The following is an 18,691-nucleotide window of genomic DNA, read 5'->3' as shown; positions in this document are numbered from 1 at the left end:
CAGGCTCATAACCTGAAGGCCGCAGGTTCAAATCCTGCCCCCGCAACCAAACACAAGCCCGCTTAAACAAGCGGGCTTTTTTGCGTCTGAAGCTGGGGAGGGTGCTCACAGAGACAAGATCAGCAGATCACACTCACGGCTTCGGGCGGGACAGATAGTAATAAGCCGTCCATGCTATTCCAGCTGGTGAGACAGGAATCTCAGGGCCTCCAATATCGCCGCACTGCCATGTGACACGCAGATGATGATCAAAATGCACAGGATCGTCATAATGCCAACGCCAGGCAGATACCTGATCGTCGATAGCTTGCGGACCGCTGGTGCCCGAAAAACGATTGAAAAAAACGCCAAAACTGTCGCTAGCAAACGGTGCATCCTGGAAGTTGAACGATGAACCGAAATAGTCTTCCGTGCCGGACGACTCATATTGAGGCTGTTGGGAATGGTCGATGTAATAACGGAAATTGCCTTCCACGCAGTTTTCGTTCGTTCCTGACTTGTTGTTATGTCGATCCATGAAAAACTGAAGACCGGCGAAACGTCCGGGTCCATCAACATCAAGAAGCGTGATTTCCTGATAAGGTTTTACCTTTATCTGTCCTTCATATTGGTCTCCACCGCTGATGGTATGCAACAACTCTGTAGGACCAGAAACGAGAGTTGTTTCTCCCTGTAACCATCCCCATAACCGCAAGGTTTTTTTGCCGCCATTGTGGAAAAAGACATGGAGTGCATGGCGGTAAGGAACCTGGGGCGACAGCGTACAACCCAAGCGTCCGATCGAACTTGAGCACGACGTAAACCTTGAATGGAAGCGATTTGCTCCGTATGTGCCTGAGAGTCCCATTGAAAGGGCGACGCTTGGTACCTGCTCGTTGTCTACGTTGAAGTAAATAATCGAGCGATCGACGTCCGGTCCGTCACCCGCAAGTGCGATGTTGATGAGGCGCACGACGCCTGCCTCATCTTTTCGATCAGTTAAGGAAAGATCTTGTCCTGGTCCAACGTCAACGCGCTCCCAATGTGCCGACCAGATGGTTTGCGCACGAGCATGAGCCACAGGTATTCCGAAAATAAGACACGTGAGGATCCGCGCATGTTTTCTGTTCATAGGAACATACGATCAAAATGACTGAGCATAAATATGTTGGGCAGGCCATGAACGATGTCTGGCTGGTGCATGAATTCCCAAGCGTAGACCCATACCGGACAATAATTTTCAATATTGTTTATGGATAGCAGGTGTGTGTAGAGGTATGTTTCCGGTTTTAGGTGGCCTGTAATATATTTGGTATCAAAAATGGTGCAATTCTTGTATAGATACATCCAGTAGTGGAATATCTGATGCTCGAAATCATCTCTGTTTATTATTTTTAGCCAATCTTGTAGAGATCCATATCTATGGTTCATGTAATCGAAGAACTCTATGAGATCTTCTCTTTCCATGTAAGGCGCATCAAAGAACCATGTATAGATGAAGTGTCCATCACTGTTTTTGAGCTTGTATTGAAGGTTTTCGTCAAAATGACGCAGACACTGTGTGGTTATATGAGATACATCATTATGATGAAAACTTGATCCGACAAGAATCTTTTTTTGATAGTTCTTGTGCATGGCATCGAAAACATCACTCATGTCTCTGATTGCCAATGTATCGCCGTCCACACTTGCGATACGATCATAGTCGTGGTCGACCGCCCATTTGAGTAGAATAAACTTTTTCAAATTAACAATGCATCCGTCTGCATTGTGTATATATCGATCGAATATTTCATTCGATTTAAGCGTCTCTCTTATATATCGAGATATGTCGATAATATATATCTTAGGTCCACGTGACATGAACGGTATAAGACGCGCATATCTTCGGTATTCTTCTTCGTCTGAGGCGCCGATGATTATATCAAAAGGAAAACTCTTGCTATGGACCTCAATGGAGTTCAGGAAAGATATCAACCAATTAATTTTTGGAAGATTAACTGGAATCACGAAGCAGTTCTTGTTCATATTCTCCGCCCTAATCGTTGTCTTTTTCATACCTCGAGGACGCAAGATTGCATGTGAAAATATTATTAGATTACTGAAACCTTTCTAGTGTTGTAATTTTTGATTGGTCAACAGGAATCTGCTAAATGTTTCTCATCTAGAATCGGTATAGTTTATTAATGATTAATATTGAATGTTTCGGTGTGGTGAATGTAATATATATGATATTATATAAAATATAATTATCGTGCGATTGGCCTTGCGATAATTCTCCGAACTGAAACTTGTTTATGCGATGTTTATTGTATTTTCTATTTCTATGATGGTGTAATACTTACGGATATCTTCTCATCGAAGTCATATTAAAAATATTCATATATCATATTTATGGCAAGTAATTGATTTTATTGCTGATCTGCCATGACCTGCCGCAGATCGGTGCGGCAGGTCGCTCGCTCAGACCTGCGCCATCAGGGCCGCATTGCCGCCAGCCGCCGTCGTGTTGGTGCTGCATGCGTATTCCAGCACCAGCCATTCGCGCGGATAACACCCAGACACTTCCGGACTATGCAGCCCAATAATCGGGCCTGCGCGGTCAGCCAGTTCCTTGCTCAGCGCCGCTGTGAACTGCGCATCGCCATTGCCCAGGGCCACGTCGATGTGGGTATTGGGCGTTAAGGTGACGATCCGGTTCTGAAAGCCCGGGGGGAATTCAGGGAGCGTCTCCATCAGGGTCGGAGATATGGCGCATCGATTGCCCGTGTTCAATGCGGCGAGGATTTGTGTGCAGAGATCTGCCTGGGTCGGTCCGGCACACAGCACGGTTCCGCGCGGAGCCAGACGGTAGATATTCGTTTCACCGACAGGTCCAGAGAGAGAAAGCGCGGTGTCGAGCAATGTTGTTTCATCGCGCTCGATGCTCAGATGGGGCAGAGCGGTGGCTACCCAGTCAGCAAACAGTCTCGCGTCAGAAGGAACGGGGTGCAGAAAGTCGGCAGGCAGAGACGGGCGCTGGTTCAGCAGGCGCCGTAGATAGAGTGGCCCACCGGCTTTAGGGCCTGTGCCTGAAAGACCATGCCCGCCGAAAGGCTGAACGCCCACGACGGCACCGACGAGATTGCGGTTGATATAGACATTTCCTGCATGGCTCTGTGCCTTGAGCGTTTCGATCGTCTCGTCGATACGGGAATGGACACCGAAGGTCAGGGCGTAACCGGTCGCATTGATAGCGGACATCACTTCGGTCAGGTCTTCGCGTCTGTAGCGAAGGACATGCAGGACGGGTCCGAAAACTTCTTTTTTCAGATCGGAAATTGCGTCGATCTCGATCAGGGTGGGAGGAATGAATGTGCCCTGATCGGTTTCGGGTGAGAGCGCAGACTGAAAGACTCTGTGTCCCTTCTCCTTGAATGCGACGATATGGTCGGCAATCATCTTCCGGGCTTCGGCGCTGATGACAGGGCCGATATCGGTGTCGGGACGCTCAGGTGTGCCGGTACGCAGTTCCTGCATGGCGCCCTTGAGCATGGTCAGAAGACGGTCTGCGCTGTCTTCCTGCACGCAGAGCAGACGCAGGGCGCTGCATCGTTGGCCTGCACTGTCGAACGCTGAAGCGAGCACATCGGTCACGACCTGTTCGGTCAGGGCGGAGCTATCGACGATCAGGGCGTTCTGACCACCTGTCTCGGCGATGAACGGAACAGGCGATCCGTCTTCATTGAGCCTGCCGGCAAGTTGACGCTGGATGAGGCGCGCAACATCGGTCGAACCCGTGAAGAGGACGGCAGTGACACGTGCATCGGCGACGATCTGTGCGCCAGCGCGGCCATCGCCCGGGATGAGCTGTACGACATCTTCCGGAATGCCAGCCTTATGCATCAGGTCGATCGCCTCTCTGGCGATAAGCGGCGTTTCCTCAGCTGGTTTGGCGAGAACCGTATTGCCGACAGCGAGGGCTGCCGAGACCTGACCGATGAAAATAGCGAGCGGAAAATTCCACGGGCTGATGCAGGCTACGGGACCGAGAGGGCTGGCCGCAGGCCCGAACTGTCGCGTCTGGGCTGCGTAATAGCGCAGGAAATCGACAGCTTCGCGTATCTCTGCCACAGCATTCGCCAGCGTCTTGCCAGCTTCGCGAATGATGAGCGCCATAAGACGTGGCGTTTCCGCCTCAAGCGCCTCTGCCGTTTTTTCAAGCAATGCTGCCCGGTGGTCCGGGGGCGTATCACGCCATAGAGGGAAGGCTGCTGCGGAGCGTGTTATGGCTTCGTCTATCGCTTCGGGGGTGAGGAAAGCGATATGACCGACGATATCGGTCCTGCTGGCCGGATTGGTAATTGCTTCACCCTTGCTTTCCCCCTCGGCATGAGACAGCTGCGTCGTCGTATCGAGAAAGCTTCTGGCCAGATGGCGTAGCGTGTTTTCATCCGACAGGTCGAGGCCACGCGAGTTGTTGCGCTCAGCGCCGTAAAGCGCAGGTGGCAGGGTCACGGCATAATGGGTGCCTTCACGCCGGGCGAGCGTGACCGGGCTTGCGATCAGATCCTCGACCGGAACGGCTGGGTCCTGGATGCGGTTGATGAAAGAGGAGTTGGCTCCGTTTTCGAGGAGGCGTCGTACCAGATAGGCCAGAAGCGTTTCATGGGTGCCGACTGGCGCGTAGATACGAACGGGGCGGTTGAGCTTGTCTGGGCCGACGACCTCGTTATAGAGCCCTTCGCCCATGCCGTGGAGGCACTGGAATTCGTATTTCTCAATCGAGAAATCAGGGCCGGCATAAGCATAGATGCTGGCAAGCGTCTGGGCATTATGGGTGGCGAATTGCGGGAAGATGGCGTCGGGAGCATCCAGCAGTTTTCGCGCGCAAGCCAGATAGGCAATGTCTGTATGCAGTTTGCGCGTATAAACCGGGAAATCGCTCTGTCCGTCGGTCTGGGCCCGCTTGATCTCGCTGTCCCAATAGGCGCCCTTGACCAGACGAACCATGAGACGATGTTCGCTGCGTCGAGCGAGATCGATGATCCAGTCGAGCACGAAGGGCGCGCGCTTCTGGTAGGCCTGAACGACGAAACCGATACCCTTCCAGTCCTTCAGCGCCTCGTCGAAGCACAGCGCTTCGAGCAGGTCGAGTGACAGCTCCAGACGATCGGCTTCTTCGGCATCGATATTGAAGCCGATATCGTAGGAGCAGGCGAGATGGGCGAGTTTCGTCACGCGCGGCAGGAGTTCTGCCATGACGCGATCACGCTGGAGGCGCGCGTAGCGTGGATGAAGAGCTGAGAGCTTGATGGAAATGCCGGGCCCGCGATACACGCCAAGCTTGTTGGCCGCTCTGCCAATGGCATGGATGGCTGTCTCGTAATCACGATAATAGCGTTCGGCATCTTCTGCCGTCATCGCGGCTTCGCCCAGCATGTCATAGGAATAGCGGAAGCCTCTTGCTTCCAGCTTTCGACCGTTTTTCAGCGCTTCATCGATGGTCTGGCCTGTGACGAACTGCTCGCCCATCAGGCGCATGGCCATATCCACGCCACGACGTATGACGGGTTCGCCACAGCGCTTGACCAGCGCATCGAGCGTCTGGGGAAGGCGGCGTGTCTGGGTGGTGGAAAGGAAGCCACCGGAGACGATCAGTCCCCATGTGGCGGCATTGACGAAAAGTGGCGTCCCTTTGCGTATATGTCCCTGCCAGTTGCCGCTGGCGATCTTGTCGCGGATCAGCGCGTCACGCGTGGCTGTATCCGGAATACGGAGCAATGCTTCGGCGAGGCACATCAGGGCTACGCCTTCCTGCGAGGAAAGGTCGTACTCTCTGATGAGGCCCTGAACGAGACCGGGCGTACCGTTGCGACGCAGGGCCTCGACCAGTTTGCGGGCTGTGGTGCGTGAATGCTGTTCCTGCTCTGCCGTATGTGCAGCCTGACCGGAAAGGATGGCGACCCGTTCGGCTTCGGGGGCGCGGGTGTGATCCGTGATCGCCTGTCTGAGGGGCGAACGTTCAGGGGTGATCATGCGAAAGGCGGCAAAAGAAGCGTTCATCGAGAGCCATATCGTTGCTGGTTGTTTATGATCCCTTACGGCGGGTCTGACCAAATGAGCTACGGAAGAATGCTGGGGAGAGAAGCGATTGTTCTGTATAAAAAAATAATAACGAATATTATATGGTGGCAATCATGGTGCTGGATGAGATCGACCGCAAGATACTGCGAATTCTGCAGAAGGATGGGCGAGTCACCAATGTCGAACTATCGCGTCTGGTCAATCTGAGCCCAGCAGCGACCCTGGAGCGCGTGCGCAAACTCGAGCAAAACGGTGTCGTCAGAAGCTATATGGCGCGTCTGGACCCGGAGAGAGTCAATCTGGGTCTGCTGGTTTTTGTACAGGTGACGCTCGACCGGACGAGCGCCGATATTTTCGAATCATTCGCCAAAGCTGTACGGGCCATGCCACAGGTCAGCGAATGCTACATGGTGGCGGGCGGTTTCGATTACCTGGTCAAGGCGCGGGTAAGGGACATGAATGCGTATCGTGCCTTTCTGGGCAAGACGCTGACCCGTCTGCCGGGTGTTCGGCAGACCCATACCTATACCGTGATGGAAGAGGTGAAAGCAGATCCGGAATTGCCGGTCTGAAGGCCGTTTGCTCAATCCAGACAAGCGACACCTTCGTGCAGGTCGAACGAGAATTTGGCTCCTTCAAGGGCCGACATGGTGAGAACCGGCGGTTGGGTCGTATCATCCACGCGGTAGCGTATGCTGGCGTTGACGGTGTGACCGTCGATATGGAGCGTGGCATGACGTATGATGGCGTTTTCGCCGATCATGCCTGCGCCTGTCTCGAAATTCTGATGGATCGGGGTGCCCCTGAGGCCGGAGAGACTGCTTACGGGAATGACGAGAGGTTCAGGTGTATTGTCGCCCGTCACCATTACAGCCTTCCGGGTTCTGCCATCATAGGACACCGGAAGGAGGAGGCCGGCTTGCAGACCTGAGATATCCGACCGCAGGGCAGCATGGCGTTTGCAGGAGAAGGGAGCATCTGGGCCGAAGCTCATATCGTGGTCTGTGATGGTAATATGGCTCAGCACGCCCAGTGATTGCAGACCGATGACGACATGGCTGCTTTTTGTGACCAGCATGATCTGGTTGGTGAAGGTCGTGTGCCCGAGTGTCAGGCTCGGGACAAGAACCAGCAGGGCTTTTGACGAGGTAATCGTGTCATCGTGCAAGGGTGAGACGGTACCGATGACCTGCCAGTGATGACTTTGATAGAGGCTCTCAGGGACGGAACCGAGCATGGTTCCTGTATTGATGACGGCATTCTCCTGCGCTCCATCCAAGGTAACTCTGGCACCGGCTGTTGCCGTTGGAAGGCCGTTAACAAGGGTCTGGAACGGGTTGAAAACGACAGTATCATGCCGCGGGCCCCGTGCTTCCAGCCGGGGGAGTGCATCCTGTCGGGCAGAGAGCATGACCTGATCGAGATCGTTGAAGACGAGGCCGGGTTTGCCATAATGGACCTTGAGAGGAGAGCGGAAGAAATGGTCGAGATAGGCTTTGCCCTGCACCCACTCCGTTGAACGGTCTTCAAGCAGAAGATTGCCGGCGAATAATGTAAGCAGCATGAAATTGAAGGGATTGACGCTCAGGGCCGGATTGCCCCAGGGCTCAGCCTGACGCAGGGCATCGTGGATGATCCGGTTGGAACGGGGCAGATCGCCCCGTGTTCGCGCAATGGCAGCATCGCACAGGGCATTGCGCATGACATTGAAGCCGGGTTCCGGGCCGGCGCTTGCATCGAGTGCATCCCTGATCTGGACGAGGCGGTCTGTATCTCCCTCTTCCAGCGCATCCAGAATGCCGCGTGAATCGCTGACTGCCAGTGTCGTTCTGCCCCGCTTATCGGTGTTCAGTATGTCGGTTTCGAAGAAATGGACTGGCCCCGCCTGTCCCGGTCGGGAATGGACCGTCCCCGGGGCCGTTTCCGCATAACCCTGACTGACAGGGATGAAGAACTGTGCGATCAGGAAGGCTGCGAGAACTGGCAGGCGGTAGACGGTCATTATGAAGAACTCGCAGCGCATAAATGTTTACCACGGTGAAAGAACAGGCAGTCGAGACTATTCACCGCCTATCGATACGCAAGAAGTATTCTGGTTGCATGCTCGATATTTATCTATCCGCTCCGGTTTGGAGAACGGACGAGGCAGGCACAAGGCGTACTCAGCGCAGGCAGGCCATGCTTTCCGGCAGATCCAGTGAAAAATCGAGCGTCTTGAGGGCCGCCATCGAAATGACTGGCAGGTCGGTAGGGTCACCGATCTGATATCGCACTGTGGAACGCAGGCTCTTGCCTCCGATGTCTACGGTGTCGTTCTGCGAGACTGTTTCATGGGCACGTGGTCCATAGGATGTATCGAGATATTCGGCGTGACTGCGATGCGCCATCCTGCCTTCGAAGCTTGCCAGATTGACCGTCAGGATATCGGGGGAATTATCCTCGATACCTAAGATACCCTGTGTGTCGCCTCGTTCGTAGGACACGGGGAAGAGCAGAAACATGCTGACCCCCGCCCTGAAACTGCTTACCACAGGTCTTTGGTTGCAGGAGATCGGTGCGGCAGGACCGAAACTGATATGCCTGTTGGTAATTGTCAGATGACGCAGACGTGTCAGCTGCTGCAGACCGATAAGCACGGTTTCCGCGTGCGTGACGGTCATGATCTGGTTTGTCAGGACTGTTTGCCCGATCCTGATAGAGGGAATCAGAACGACAGCTTGAGGGCGTGGTGTAGAGGAGATATCCTTGCTTCCGGCCATGCGACCAATGATTGGCCAGTGATGATCGCGTTGCAGGGTGAAGGGTATCGAGCCGATAATGGTTGCCGTGCCGAATGTGGCGGCTGCCGGAACGCCATCGATCTGTACAGTCGCTTTTGCAGAAATCGCAGTCTGGTCACCAAACTGGCTTTCTGTCGGATCCAGCTCGACGCTGTCTGATGACGGTCCCTCGACACTGGCATCTGGTATGGTCCGGGCAGGGACGGAGAGGCGCAGGAATTCCATATTGCGGAATTCCAGATTCGGTTTGTTGTAATAGGCCCTGAGTGGCGCATAGAAACCGGATTGCATATGTTCGGTTTCGTCTGCCCAGTCGCGGACGCGCCCCATAAGCATGAGATTGCCGATATGGACGCTTTTCAGCAAGATCACGAAGGGATTGATGGTCTGGGAAAGATCGCCGAGCTTTCCCGCCTGATGAAGAGCCTGCAGGATGATGTTCGAGGAACGGGCAAAATCGCCATCCACACGAGCGATAGAAGCATCGCAAAGGGCAATCATCATTTTTCTCAGTGCGGGGACATTCTCTGCCGATGCAACAACTGCACGCAGGCTCTCAAGGCGCGACCTGTCGCCTGCTTCCATCGCATTCTTGATGCCGTAGATATCGCGCACCGTGATGTAATCGACATTCGTCTGACTGTCATGTCGGATCAGATCACGATCGAACCCGAGTATGACCGGACCGGATGCCGGATTACCCAGAGCAGGAGAGAGACACGAGAATGATCCGATAAGAGCAAAGGCTCTGCACAGAATATGATGATAAAGGATGCGCATGATAGTATCCGACATAGCAGAGAGTCGGCGGAAATATCATCGTACAATCAGTAAAATAACCAATAACGTTATGTAATTCCCAGAGGAGAATCAGGTATTTCAGTTTGGCTGTGGCTGGATTATCACCTGGTCCGACCTGACTCCATGCCATTTCTGGATCGAATTTTCCGATCAATGGCATGGAGAAGGCACACCGAATGGTTTGGACACCATGGTGCACGAGCGTTTTATGGGTAGTCGGATTTTAAGAAGGGGAGTGGTGAACCGGGTGGGACTCGAACCCACGACCATTCGATTAAAAGTCGAATGCTCTACCGGCTGAGCTACCGGTTCACGTGAGGCGTCTGGCTACAATATGAGCCAGAGGCCGTCAACCGACTGAATCGGGTTCAGTCGGTTTTCGTGCGGCTTTTGCTGCCGCTTTGCCTTGGATCAGGCTTCCGGGCGCATGGAGATGATGGTGTCGGGGTCTTTCACCATGCCCGAGGCGCCGGAGCCGCGCTTGATCTGGTCGATATGCTCCATGCCGGACACGACCTGGCCTGCAATGGTGTACTGGCCGTCGAGCGAAGGCGTGGGCTGGAACATGATGAAGAACTGGCTGTTAGCAGAGTTCGGGTTCATGGTGCGGGCCATGCCCAGCGTGCCACGCTCGAACTTCGCTTCACGCGTGAATTCGGCCTTCAGATCGGGCAGTTCGCTACCGCCCGAGCCGGTGCCGGTCGGGTCGCCGCCCTGTGCCATGAAGCCTTCGATAACGCGATGGAACTTCACACCGTCATAAAAGCCCTGCTCGGAAAGGGTGCGCAGACGCTCGGCAGCAAGCGGGGCGATATCGGGGCGGAGTTCGATCACGACATCGCCGGTCTTGAGCTTCATGACGAGGCGGTTATTGGTCTCGGACATTGACTTCCATCCTTGTGTTTGCGGGGCCTTGAAGGGCCCTACGGCCTATGTCGGCCTCTCTGTCGTTCTGGACAAGAGATACCGGGCAATATTCTCTGGCACATAGGGACGGATATCACCCCCATAGGCCAGAAGCTCACGTACGAGGCTGGAGGCAATCAGGCGATGCTCTTCGCGTGACGTGAGAAAAAAGGTTTCGAGTTCGGGTGCAAGGCGCCGGTTGATGGCCGCCATGGGCATTTCGCTGGTGAGGTCTGACTCCGAGCGCAGACCGCGGATAATGAACTGTGCGGCATGCTCGCGGGCTGCCTCGACCATGAGGGTTTCGAAAGGAACGACACTGATCTGCGTCAGCCCCTCATCGGCAACGGTCCCGGCAATCAGGGCGCAACGTTCCTGTACGGAGAGACGTGGTGCTTTGCCGGGATTGAGGGCCACGCCGATCACGAGGCGGTCGACAAGCCCGCACGCACGACGGGCGATGTCGAGATGGCCAAGGGTGAAAGGATCGAACGTGCCGGGATAGAACCCGACACGCGTTCCCTTCGCGGCGTGATCAGTTTTCACTGTCATCCGGTGTTGCCGCATCGGAAGACGTATCGTGTGATGCTGTGGCGTCTTCGGGGTTGTCCCCCTGCGTAGCAGCGGCGACCGCATCCGACTCCTCAAGGGAGGTATCGGCATCATCGGCCTCGGTGCCTTCGGATTCGGCAACCGGGAAGATGCTGGTCACGCGTTCTTCTGCACCGACGCGGAACAGGGTGACACCGCTGGCCTGACGGGCCATGACACGCACCTGCGAGACCGGCACACGGATGAGACGACCGACATCGGTTACCATCATGACGTCCGTGCCATCGAGCGTGGGCAGAGTGGCCACGACTTCACGACCGCGTTTCGGGTTTGTGAGCGTCATATTGGCAATGCCCTGACCGCCACGGCCGCTCACGCGATATTCGTAAGCGGAAGAGCGACGACCGAAGCCGGCATCGGTAACGGTAAGCAGGATCTCTTCCTGAGCGGCGAGTTCGTCGAAACGTTCCTGTGTCAGGTCGCCAGCATCGATGGCCTCATCGGCATCGTCAGAGGCGATCTCTTCGATCTCCTCCTCGGTGCTGGCCGCATTGGCTGCGGCTTCGGCACGGCGCTTGGCATTGGCCGCACGCAGATAGGCGGAGCGTTCCTCGACACTGGCATCGACGTGATTGAGGATGCAGAGCGAATTGACCTCATCGCCTGTGGCAAGGCGAATGCCGCGTACACCCGAGCTGTCACGACCGGCGAAAACACGCAGTGTGTCATCGGTGATCTGGAAGCGGATCGAGCGGGCCTTGCGTGTGGCAAGGAACACGTCCTGACCCTCGCGGCAGGTTGCGACACCCACCAGGCTGTCGCCCTCATCGAGCTTCATGGCGATCAGGCCGGAAGCACGGATGTTCCTGAAATCGCTCAGGCGATTGCGTCGCACATTGCCGCTGGCTGTTGCAAAGACGAGGTGCAGATCTTCCCACTGCTCCTCTTCCTGCGGCAAAGCGAGGATGGCTGTGATCGAATCCGTGCCGAGGTCGGGCAGGAGGTTGACCAGGGCGCGTCCCTTGGCGGTGGGAGAGGCCTCTGGCAGGCGCCAGACTTTCTCGCGATAGGCCTTGCCGCCCGAAGAAAAGAACATGACCCATTGATGGGTGTGGGCGTTGAAGCTGTTGACGATCACATCGTCACCGCGACGCCCTGCTGCCGTACGGCCACGGCCGCCACGGTTCTGGGCGCGGAAGATTTCGAGCGGTGTGCGCTTGATGAAACCGTCACGTGTGATGGTGACGACCATCTGGCCGGGCTCGATCAGGCTTTCATCCGACTGGTCGCCCAGCGCATCCGAAATTTCGGTCATGCGCGGCGTGGCGATTTCGGCGCGGGCCAGAAGCAGCTCGTGACGCATGACTTCCATGCGGCGAACATGGCTGCCGATGATTTCGAGCAGTTCGTTGATCTTGGTGGCGACTTCGCTCAGTTCGCCCTGGATCTTGTCACGCTCCAGACCGGTCAGGCGCTGCAGACGCAGTTCGAGAATACCGCGGGCCTGCACTTCAGTCAGATGGACCTTGCCGTCGACAATGACATTGCCTTCGTCATGGATCAGCTCGATGAGCGGCTGCACATCGGCGGCGTTCCAGGCACGGGCCATCAGGGATTCGCGTGCGGTGGCGGCATCGGGGGCGCTGCGGATGAGGGCGATGACCTCATCGATATTGGCGACCGCAATGACGAGACCGACGAGCAGGTGGCCGCGATCGCGCACCTTGTTCAGGTCGAAGCGTGCGCGGCGCAGGATGACGTCTTCACGGAAGCGGATAAAGGCTTCCAGCACGTCCTTGAGCCCCATCGTGCGGGGCTTGCCGTCATCGAGGGCCAGGCAGTTGACGCTGAACGAGGTCTGAAGCTGGGTGAAGCGGTAGAGCTGGTTCAGAACCACTTCGGGTGTCGCATCGCGCTTGAGCTCGATCACGATACGCATACCGGAGCGATCGCTCTCATCGCGAATATCGGAAATCCCCTCGATTTCCTTGGCGCGGACGAGATCGGCGATCTTTTCCTGCAGGGTCGCCTTGTTTACCTGATAAGGAATTTCGGTGACGATGATCGCCTGACGGTCCTTGCGGATATCCTCGATTTCGGCACGGGCGCGCATGGGCACGGAGCCACGGCCCGTCTCAAAGGCCTGACGAATGCCACGGCGGCCCATGATGATGCCACCTGTCGGGAAATCCGGGCCGGGAATGATCTTCATCAGATCATCGAGCGTGGCTTCGGGGTTTTCGATCAGGGCCAGCGTCGCATCGATGACTTCGCCGGGGTTGTGCGTCGGAATGTTGGTCGCCATGCCGACGGCGATACCGGAGGCGCCATTGACGAGAAGATTGGGGAAGGCGGCGGGCAGAACCTTGGGTTCGCTTTCGCTTTCATCGTAGTTCGGCTGAAAATCAACTGTGTCGCGGTCGATATCGTCGAGCAGGAAGGACGCCGATTTGGCAAGACGTGCTTCGGTGTAACGCATGGCGGCCGGGCTATCGCCATCGACCGAGCCGAAATTGCCCTGACCGTCGATAAGACGGACGCGCATGGACCAGGACTGGGCCATACGCACCATAGCGTCATAGATCGAGCTATCGCCGTGGGGATGGTATTTACCCATGACATCACCGACCGCACGGGCCGATTTGCGGTAGGGCTTGTCGGAAGTAAAGCCGCTTTCACGCATGGCGTAGAGAATGCGGCGATGGACCGGCTTGAGGCCGTCACGCACATCCGGCAACGCGCGCGACACGATGACCGACATGGCATAGGCGAGATAGGAGGAGCGCATTTCCTCCTCAATGGTCACCGGGATCTGGTCAAAGGGTGCGGCTGGCGGCGTCAGGTCAGTCAAGGCAGGTCCGTCTTGTTGATGTGTCGATCAGGGAGAAAAGCGGGGAGACGCCGATCAGAACGGAATTTCGTCGTCCAGATCGCCGCCCGGTGCATCCCAGCCACCGCCGTTATTGCCACCCTGATTGCGCGAGGGAGACTGGTTCATGCCGCCACTGCTGCGAGCAGGGGCATTGCCGCCGCCATAGGAACGTGATGGGCCGCTTTCGTAGCCGCCGCCCGTGCCACCGCCAGATTCGCCGTCGCGGTTGTTGTCGAGCAGGGTGAGCTCGCCGCGGAAACGGTCGAGGACGATTTCGGTCGTATAGCGTTCCTGACCGCTCTGGTCCGTCCATTTGCGTGTCTGGAGCTGACCCTCGACATAGACCTTGCGGCCCTTGCGCAGGAAACGCTCAGCCACATCGGCCAGGCGCTCGTTGAAGATCACCACGCGATGCCATTCGGTGCGCTCCTTGCGCTCGCCCGAAGCGCGATCGTTCCAGCTTTCGGATGTGGCGACGGTCAGGTTGACGATCTTCGCGCCGGACTGGGCATTCCGTGTTTCCGGGTCGCGGCCCAGATTTCCCACCAGAATGACTTTGTTTACACTTCCTGCCATGGCGACCGACCCTAAATACTGAAAATCGCGCCATCTTAGCCCAGCCTAGCGCCGCCGTCACGTCTTGGCCCGCATTGCTGCCGACTTTAATCCTGCCTTTAATCCGGCGTCGGGCAATCCTACATAGGTCTCGAAACGTTCTCCTGTTCCGATCTCCCAATCTGCTTTGCGTGGTGCCGATGTCCGATCTGCCGTACAACCAGTCCATTCGTGTGCGCGGTGCCCGCGTGCATAATCTGAAGAATGTCGATGCCGATATTCCCAGGGACCAGCTGACGGTGATTACGGGGCTTTCGGGCTCGGGAAAGTCGTCGCTCGCTTTCGATACGATCTATGCCGAGGGGCAGAGGCGCTATGTCGAAAGCCTGTCGGCCTATGCGCGTCAGTTTCTGGAGCTGATGGGCAAGCCGGATGTGGATTCGATCGAGGGGCTCTCGCCCGCGATCTCGATCGAGCAGAAGACCACGTCCAAAAATCCACGATCGACTGTAGGCACCATTACCGAAATTCATGACTACATGCGTCTGCTCTGGGCGCGTGCAGGTGTGCCCTATTCGCCGGCGACGGGACTGCCCATCGAGGCGCAGACGGTCAGCCAGATGGTGGATCGCGTCATGGCGATGGAAGAGGGCACGCGGCTGATGCTGCTGGCTCCGGTCATTCGCGATCGCAAGGGGGAGTATCGCAAGGAGCTGGCCGAACTTCAGCGCAAGGGCTTCACGCGGGTCAAGGTCGATGGCGAGACCTACGAGATTGCAGATGCCCCCCATCTGAACCGCAAGCTTCGGCATACGGTGGAAGTCGTTGTCGATCGCGTGGTGGTCAAGCCGGGCATAGAGACGCGTCTGGCCGACAGTTTCGAGACCGCGCTCGGTCTTGCCGATGGTGTGGCCTATGCCGAGCAGGTGCGTCGTGCCGGTGAGAAAGGCGAGAGCGAACATATCGTGTTCTCTGCCAAGTTTGCCTGCCCGGTGAGCGGGTTTACGCTTGAGGAGATCGAGCCGCGTCTGTTCTCGTTCAACGCGCCGATGGGGGCTTGCCCTGTTTGTGACGGTATCGGCACCGAGACGCATTTCGATGCACGCCTGATCGTGCCTGACGAGAACCTGTCTCTGGCCGAGGGCGCGATCGCGCCATGGCGCGATGCCAAAACGCCCTGGTACGACCAGACGCTCGAAGCGATGGCGCGTCACTTCAGGGAAAAGATGACGACACCCTGGAAGAAGCTGGGGGAGGGATTTCGCAAGGCCCTGCTGGAAGGCAGCGAGGACTCGGTTCTGTTTACCTACAAGGATGGTAAGCGCGCCTATGAGCTGACCAAGCCTTTCGAAGGGGTGATGCGCAACCTACAGCGTCGTCTGGCCGAGACGGATAGCATGTGGGTGCGAGAAGAACTGTCGCGTTATCAGTCAGCCGTGCCCTGTCATGCCTGTCATGGTGCGCGCCTCAAGCCCGAAGCGCTTTGTGTGCGGGTGCACGATATGAACATCGCGCAGGCTTCCGATCTGACGATCAGGAAGGCACTTGACTGGTTCGGTGGGGTCGAGGCGTCACTGACGCCGCAGCGAGCCGAAATCGCGCATCGTATTCTGCGCGAGATTCTGGATCGCCTGCGTTTTCTTGACGATGTGGGGCTCGATTATCTGACGTTGTCGCGTGGGTCTGCCACGCTGTCGGGTGGAGAAAGCCAGCGCATCCGGCTGGCGAGTCAGATCGGCTCAGGACTTACCGGTGTGCTCTATGTGCTCGACGAACCGTCCATCGGGCTGCATCAGCGCGATAATGAACGCCTGCTCGGGACGCTCGATCGGCTGAAGAAGCTGGGCAATACGGTTATCGTGGTCGAGCATGACGAAGATGCGATTCGTGCTGCCGACTGGCTGATCGATATGGGGCCGGGTGCGGGCGCTCTGGGTGGAACGGTCGTTGCAAGCGGGCGGCCGGAAGACGTGGCGAAAAACGAGAACAGCATTACGGGAGATTATCTCTCGGGCAGACGCGTTATTCCGGTGCCGGAAAAGCGTCGCGTGTCCGACGAGACGCGTATGCTGACGCTTGTCGGGGCGACGGGCAATAATCTGCACGACGTCACGGCGCGTATCCCGCTGGGCTGTTTCGTGGCGGTGACCGGCGTGTCTGGCGGTGGCAAGTCGACCCTCGTGGTCGATACGCTTTACAAGGCATTGTCGCGTGAACTGATGGGCGCGAACCAGTCGCCTCTGCCTTACAGGGCGCTTGTGGGGGTGGAGCATCTCGACAAGATCATCGATATCGACCAGTCGCCGATCGGACGTACACCCCGTTCCAATCCGGCGACCTATACGGATCTGTTCACGCCGATACGCGACTGGTTTGCCGAGCTCCCTGAGGCCAAGGCGCGCGGCTACAAGCCCGGGCGCTTCTCTTTTAACGTCAAGGGCGGGCGTTGCGAGGCGTGCCAGGGCGATGGTGTGCTCAAGATCGAGATGCACTTTCTGCCCGATGTGTTCGTGACCTGCGATACCTGCAAAGGGCAGCGCTATAACCGCGAGACGCTGGACGTGAAGTTCCGCGGCAAGTCGATTGCCGATGTGCTGGCCATGACGGTGGATGAGGCGCTGCCCTTCTTCCATGCAGTGCCACGTATTCGTGACAGGCTGGCGATCCTGCAGCAGGTCGGGCTGGGCTATGTGACTCTGGGGCAGCAGGCGACCACCCTTTCGGGCGGTGAGGCGCAGCGTGTGAAGCTGTCGAAGGAGCTGGCGCGCCGGGCGACCGGGCGAACACTGTATATTCTCGATGAGCCGACGACGGGGCTGCACACTGAAGACGTGCGCAAATTGCTGGACGTGCTGCATGCACTGGTGGATCAGGGGAACACCGTCCTGGTGATCGAGCATAATCTCGACGTTATCAAGACAGCGGACTGGCTGATCGATATCGGCCCCGAGGGGGGCGATGGCGGCGGTCGTATCGTCGCCGAAGGGCCGCCCGAGGTGATTGCTGCGACGAAGGAGAGCCATACCGGGCGTTTTCTCGGGCCTCTTCTTCCGGCCCCCGCGATGACTCCGAAAGCGCCAGCGCGGAAGAAGAAATCGCCTCCTGTTTCCCGACGCAAGGTAAGCGCATCGTGACTGTTCTGGTGCCTTTTTGCGGCAGGATACTGCCACGTGAGAGGGAAGAAGCGCTTGAGGCCATCAATGCCCGGCTGAACGGCATACGGGTTATCCCATTCGAGGCTCTGACCGATGGAGAGAGGCGCGCTGCATGTATGGCTGTGGTAGCCAATCCCGATCCTGCTGATCTCGCCAGACTGCCCATGCTCGAATGGGTGCAAAGCCTTTGGGCGGGGGTGGAACGTCTTGTGGAGGAAATGCCTGACAAGGCGGTTCGCATCGTCAGGATGACCGATCCGCAACTGGCGCTGACCATGTCTGAGGCCGTTCTGGCCTGGACGCTTTATCTCCATCGGGACATGCCGCGCTATCGTGATCAGCAGAACCGGAAATGCTGGCAGCAGCACAAGCTGGTACTGCCTCAGGACCGACCGGTGGGTATTCTCGGTATGGGGAATCTGGGGCGTGCGGCGGCCCGCAAGCTGATGGAGAACGGCTTTCCGGTGACAGGTTGGCGTCGCACGCCTTGTGCTGCCGTGGATATGCCGATGACTTACGGCCCTTCGGGGCTTGAAGCTTTGCTACGCGATAATGCGATTATCATCGTGCTGCTGCCCCTGACGCCTCAGACGCGCAATCTGCTCGATGACTGGCGTTTCGGTCAGATGCGCGAAGGTGCTTCGCTGATCAATTTCGCCAGAGGCCCTATTGTCGATCAGGCTGCGCTCGGTCGCGCGCTGGATCGGGGGCAGCTGTCGCATGCTGTACTCGATGTGTTCGAGCATGAACCACTGCCAGAGGATGACTGGTTGTGGAGTCATCCGAAGGTGACTGTATTGCCGCATATCACGGCACCGACCCAGACGGGCACCGCATCCGATCTGGCCGCGCGCAATATTCAGGATTTTTACGATCGGGGTGTGATGCCGGATCCGGTCAGTCGCGAAATTGGCTACTGACGCGATTTCGGGATCAGAGGGGTAATCGGCACTGCGAACGACGGCAGGTGCTCCTGGTACCGATAAGGGATCGTCATCGCAAAGCCGGGATGCGGCGTGGCGGAT

12 protein-coding genes and 1 tRNA gene are annotated in these 18,691 nt (G+C 57.0%); 3 read left to right on the top strand and 10 right to left on the bottom strand.

Going from position 1 to position 18,691, the window contains the following annotated elements:
- Positions 1 to 133 precede the first annotated feature (133 nt).
- The 3 genes from NF685_RS12385 to putA form a co-directional block, all read right to left on the bottom strand.
- Positions 134 to 1,060 (bottom strand): DUF2961 domain-containing protein, encoded by a 927-nt coding sequence (locus tag NF685_RS12385; RefSeq protein ID WP_252849851.1) that lies wholly within the window; start codon positions 1,058 to 1,060, stop codon positions 134 to 136.
- 47 nt (positions 1,061 to 1,107) lie between these two features.
- Positions 1,108 to 1,725 (bottom strand): hypothetical protein, encoded by a 618-nt coding sequence (locus NF685_RS12380; protein ID WP_252849850.1) that lies wholly within the window; start codon positions 1,723 to 1,725, stop codon positions 1,108 to 1,110.
- Between the two features lie 717 nt (positions 1,726 to 2,442).
- Positions 2,443 to 6,024: a bifunctional proline dehydrogenase/L-glutamate gamma-semialdehyde dehydrogenase PutA gene (putA, locus tag NF685_RS12375; RefSeq protein WP_252849849.1), complete on the bottom strand. Its 3,582-nt coding sequence runs from the start codon at positions 6,022 to 6,024 to the stop codon at positions 2,443 to 2,445.
- Between the two features lie 122 nt (positions 6,025 to 6,146).
- Between putA and NF685_RS12370 the strand changes: the two genes are divergently transcribed.
- A complete protein-coding gene (locus NF685_RS12370; protein ID WP_252849848.1) occupies positions 6,147 to 6,617 on the top strand; it encodes an Lrp/AsnC ligand binding domain-containing protein in 471 nt (156 codons plus the stop codon).
- An 11-nt stretch (positions 6,618 to 6,628) separates the two neighbouring features.
- Here NF685_RS12370 and NF685_RS12365 read toward each other — a convergent pair whose 3' ends face one another.
- The 7 genes from NF685_RS12365 to ssb form a co-directional block, all read right to left on the bottom strand.
- Complete coding sequence (locus NF685_RS12365) at positions 6,629 to 8,047, bottom strand: hypothetical protein (RefSeq protein ID WP_252849847.1); 1,419 nt, start codon at positions 8,045 to 8,047, stop codon at positions 6,629 to 6,631.
- A 160-nt stretch (positions 8,048 to 8,207) separates the two neighbouring features.
- Complete coding sequence (locus NF685_RS12360; protein WP_252849846.1) at positions 8,208 to 9,605, bottom strand: hypothetical protein; 1,398 nt, start codon at positions 9,603 to 9,605, stop codon at positions 8,208 to 8,210.
- A 257-nt stretch (positions 9,606 to 9,862) separates the two neighbouring features.
- Positions 9,863 to 9,938, bottom strand: a tRNA-Lys gene (locus NF685_RS12355).
- A 99-nt stretch (positions 9,939 to 10,037) separates the two neighbouring features.
- Entirely contained in the window at positions 10,038 to 10,511 is a 474-nt protein-coding gene (locus NF685_RS12350) for a peptidylprolyl isomerase (protein WP_222548412.1), read from the bottom strand.
- 45 nt (positions 10,512 to 10,556) lie between these two features.
- Entirely contained in the window at positions 10,557 to 11,084 is a 528-nt protein-coding gene (gene coaD, locus NF685_RS12345) for a pantetheine-phosphate adenylyltransferase (RefSeq protein WP_252849845.1), read from the bottom strand.
- A complete protein-coding gene (gene gyrA, locus NF685_RS12340) occupies positions 11,068 to 13,872 on the bottom strand; it encodes a DNA gyrase subunit A (protein WP_252849858.1) in 2,805 nt (934 codons plus the stop codon). The genes coaD and gyrA overlap by 17 nt, the downstream gene beginning before the upstream one ends.
- Before the next feature lie 117 nt (positions 13,873 to 13,989).
- A complete protein-coding gene (ssb, locus tag NF685_RS12335; protein WP_252849844.1) occupies positions 13,990 to 14,532 on the bottom strand; it encodes a single-stranded DNA-binding protein in 543 nt (180 codons plus the stop codon).
- 179 nt (positions 14,533 to 14,711) lie between these two features.
- Here ssb and uvrA point away from each other — a divergent pair, with 179 nt between their 5' ends.
- Positions 14,712 to 17,645, top strand: coding sequence for an excinuclease ABC subunit UvrA (uvrA, locus tag NF685_RS12330; RefSeq protein ID WP_252849843.1), 2,934 nt, complete (start codon positions 14,712 to 14,714; stop codon positions 17,643 to 17,645).
- Positions 17,642 to 18,586 (top strand): 2-hydroxyacid dehydrogenase, encoded by a 945-nt coding sequence (locus tag NF685_RS12325; RefSeq protein WP_252849842.1) that lies wholly within the window; start codon positions 17,642 to 17,644, stop codon positions 18,584 to 18,586. Before uvrA ends, NF685_RS12325 begins: the two co-directional genes overlap by 4 nt.
- Positions 18,587 to 18,691 lie beyond the last annotated feature (105 nt).

Source organism: Asaia lannensis NBRC 102526, assembly GCF_024054035.1.
GTDB classification, from domain to species: domain Bacteria; phylum Pseudomonadota; class Alphaproteobacteria; order Acetobacterales; family Acetobacteraceae; genus Asaia; species Asaia lannensis.
Note: the sequence above shows the minus strand (reverse complement) of the source record. Positions and strands in the feature narration are given on the sequence as shown.

Coding starts and splice junctions, on each gene's coding strand:
- putA (WP_252849849.1), bottom strand. CDS start 6,024: ATGAACGCTTCTTTTGCCGCCTTTCGCATGATCACCCCTGAACGTTCG.
- NF685_RS12370 (WP_252849848.1), top strand. CDS start 6,147: ATGGTGGCAATCATGGTGCTGGATGAGATCGACCGCAAGATACTGCGA.
- NF685_RS12365 (WP_252849847.1), bottom strand. CDS start 8,047: ATGACCGTCTACCGCCTGCCAGTTCTCGCAGCCTTCCTGATCGCACAG.
- NF685_RS12360 (WP_252849846.1), bottom strand. CDS start 9,605: ATGCGCATCCTTTATCATCATATTCTGTGCAGAGCCTTTGCTCTTATC.
- NF685_RS12350 (WP_222548412.1), bottom strand. CDS start 10,511: ATGTCCGAGACCAATAACCGCCTCGTCATGAAGCTCAAGACCGGCGAT.
- coaD (WP_252849845.1), bottom strand. CDS start 11,084: ATGACAGTGAAAACTGATCACGCCGCGAAGGGAACGCGTGTCGGGTTC.
- gyrA (WP_252849858.1), bottom strand. CDS start 13,872: ATGCGCTCCTCCTATCTCGCCTATGCCATGTCGGTCATCGTGTCGCGC.
- ssb (WP_252849844.1), bottom strand. CDS start 14,532: ATGGCAGGAAGTGTAAACAAAGTCATTCTGGTGGGAAATCTGGGCCGC.
- uvrA (WP_252849843.1), top strand. CDS start 14,712: ATGTCCGATCTGCCGTACAACCAGTCCATTCGTGTGCGCGGTGCCCGC.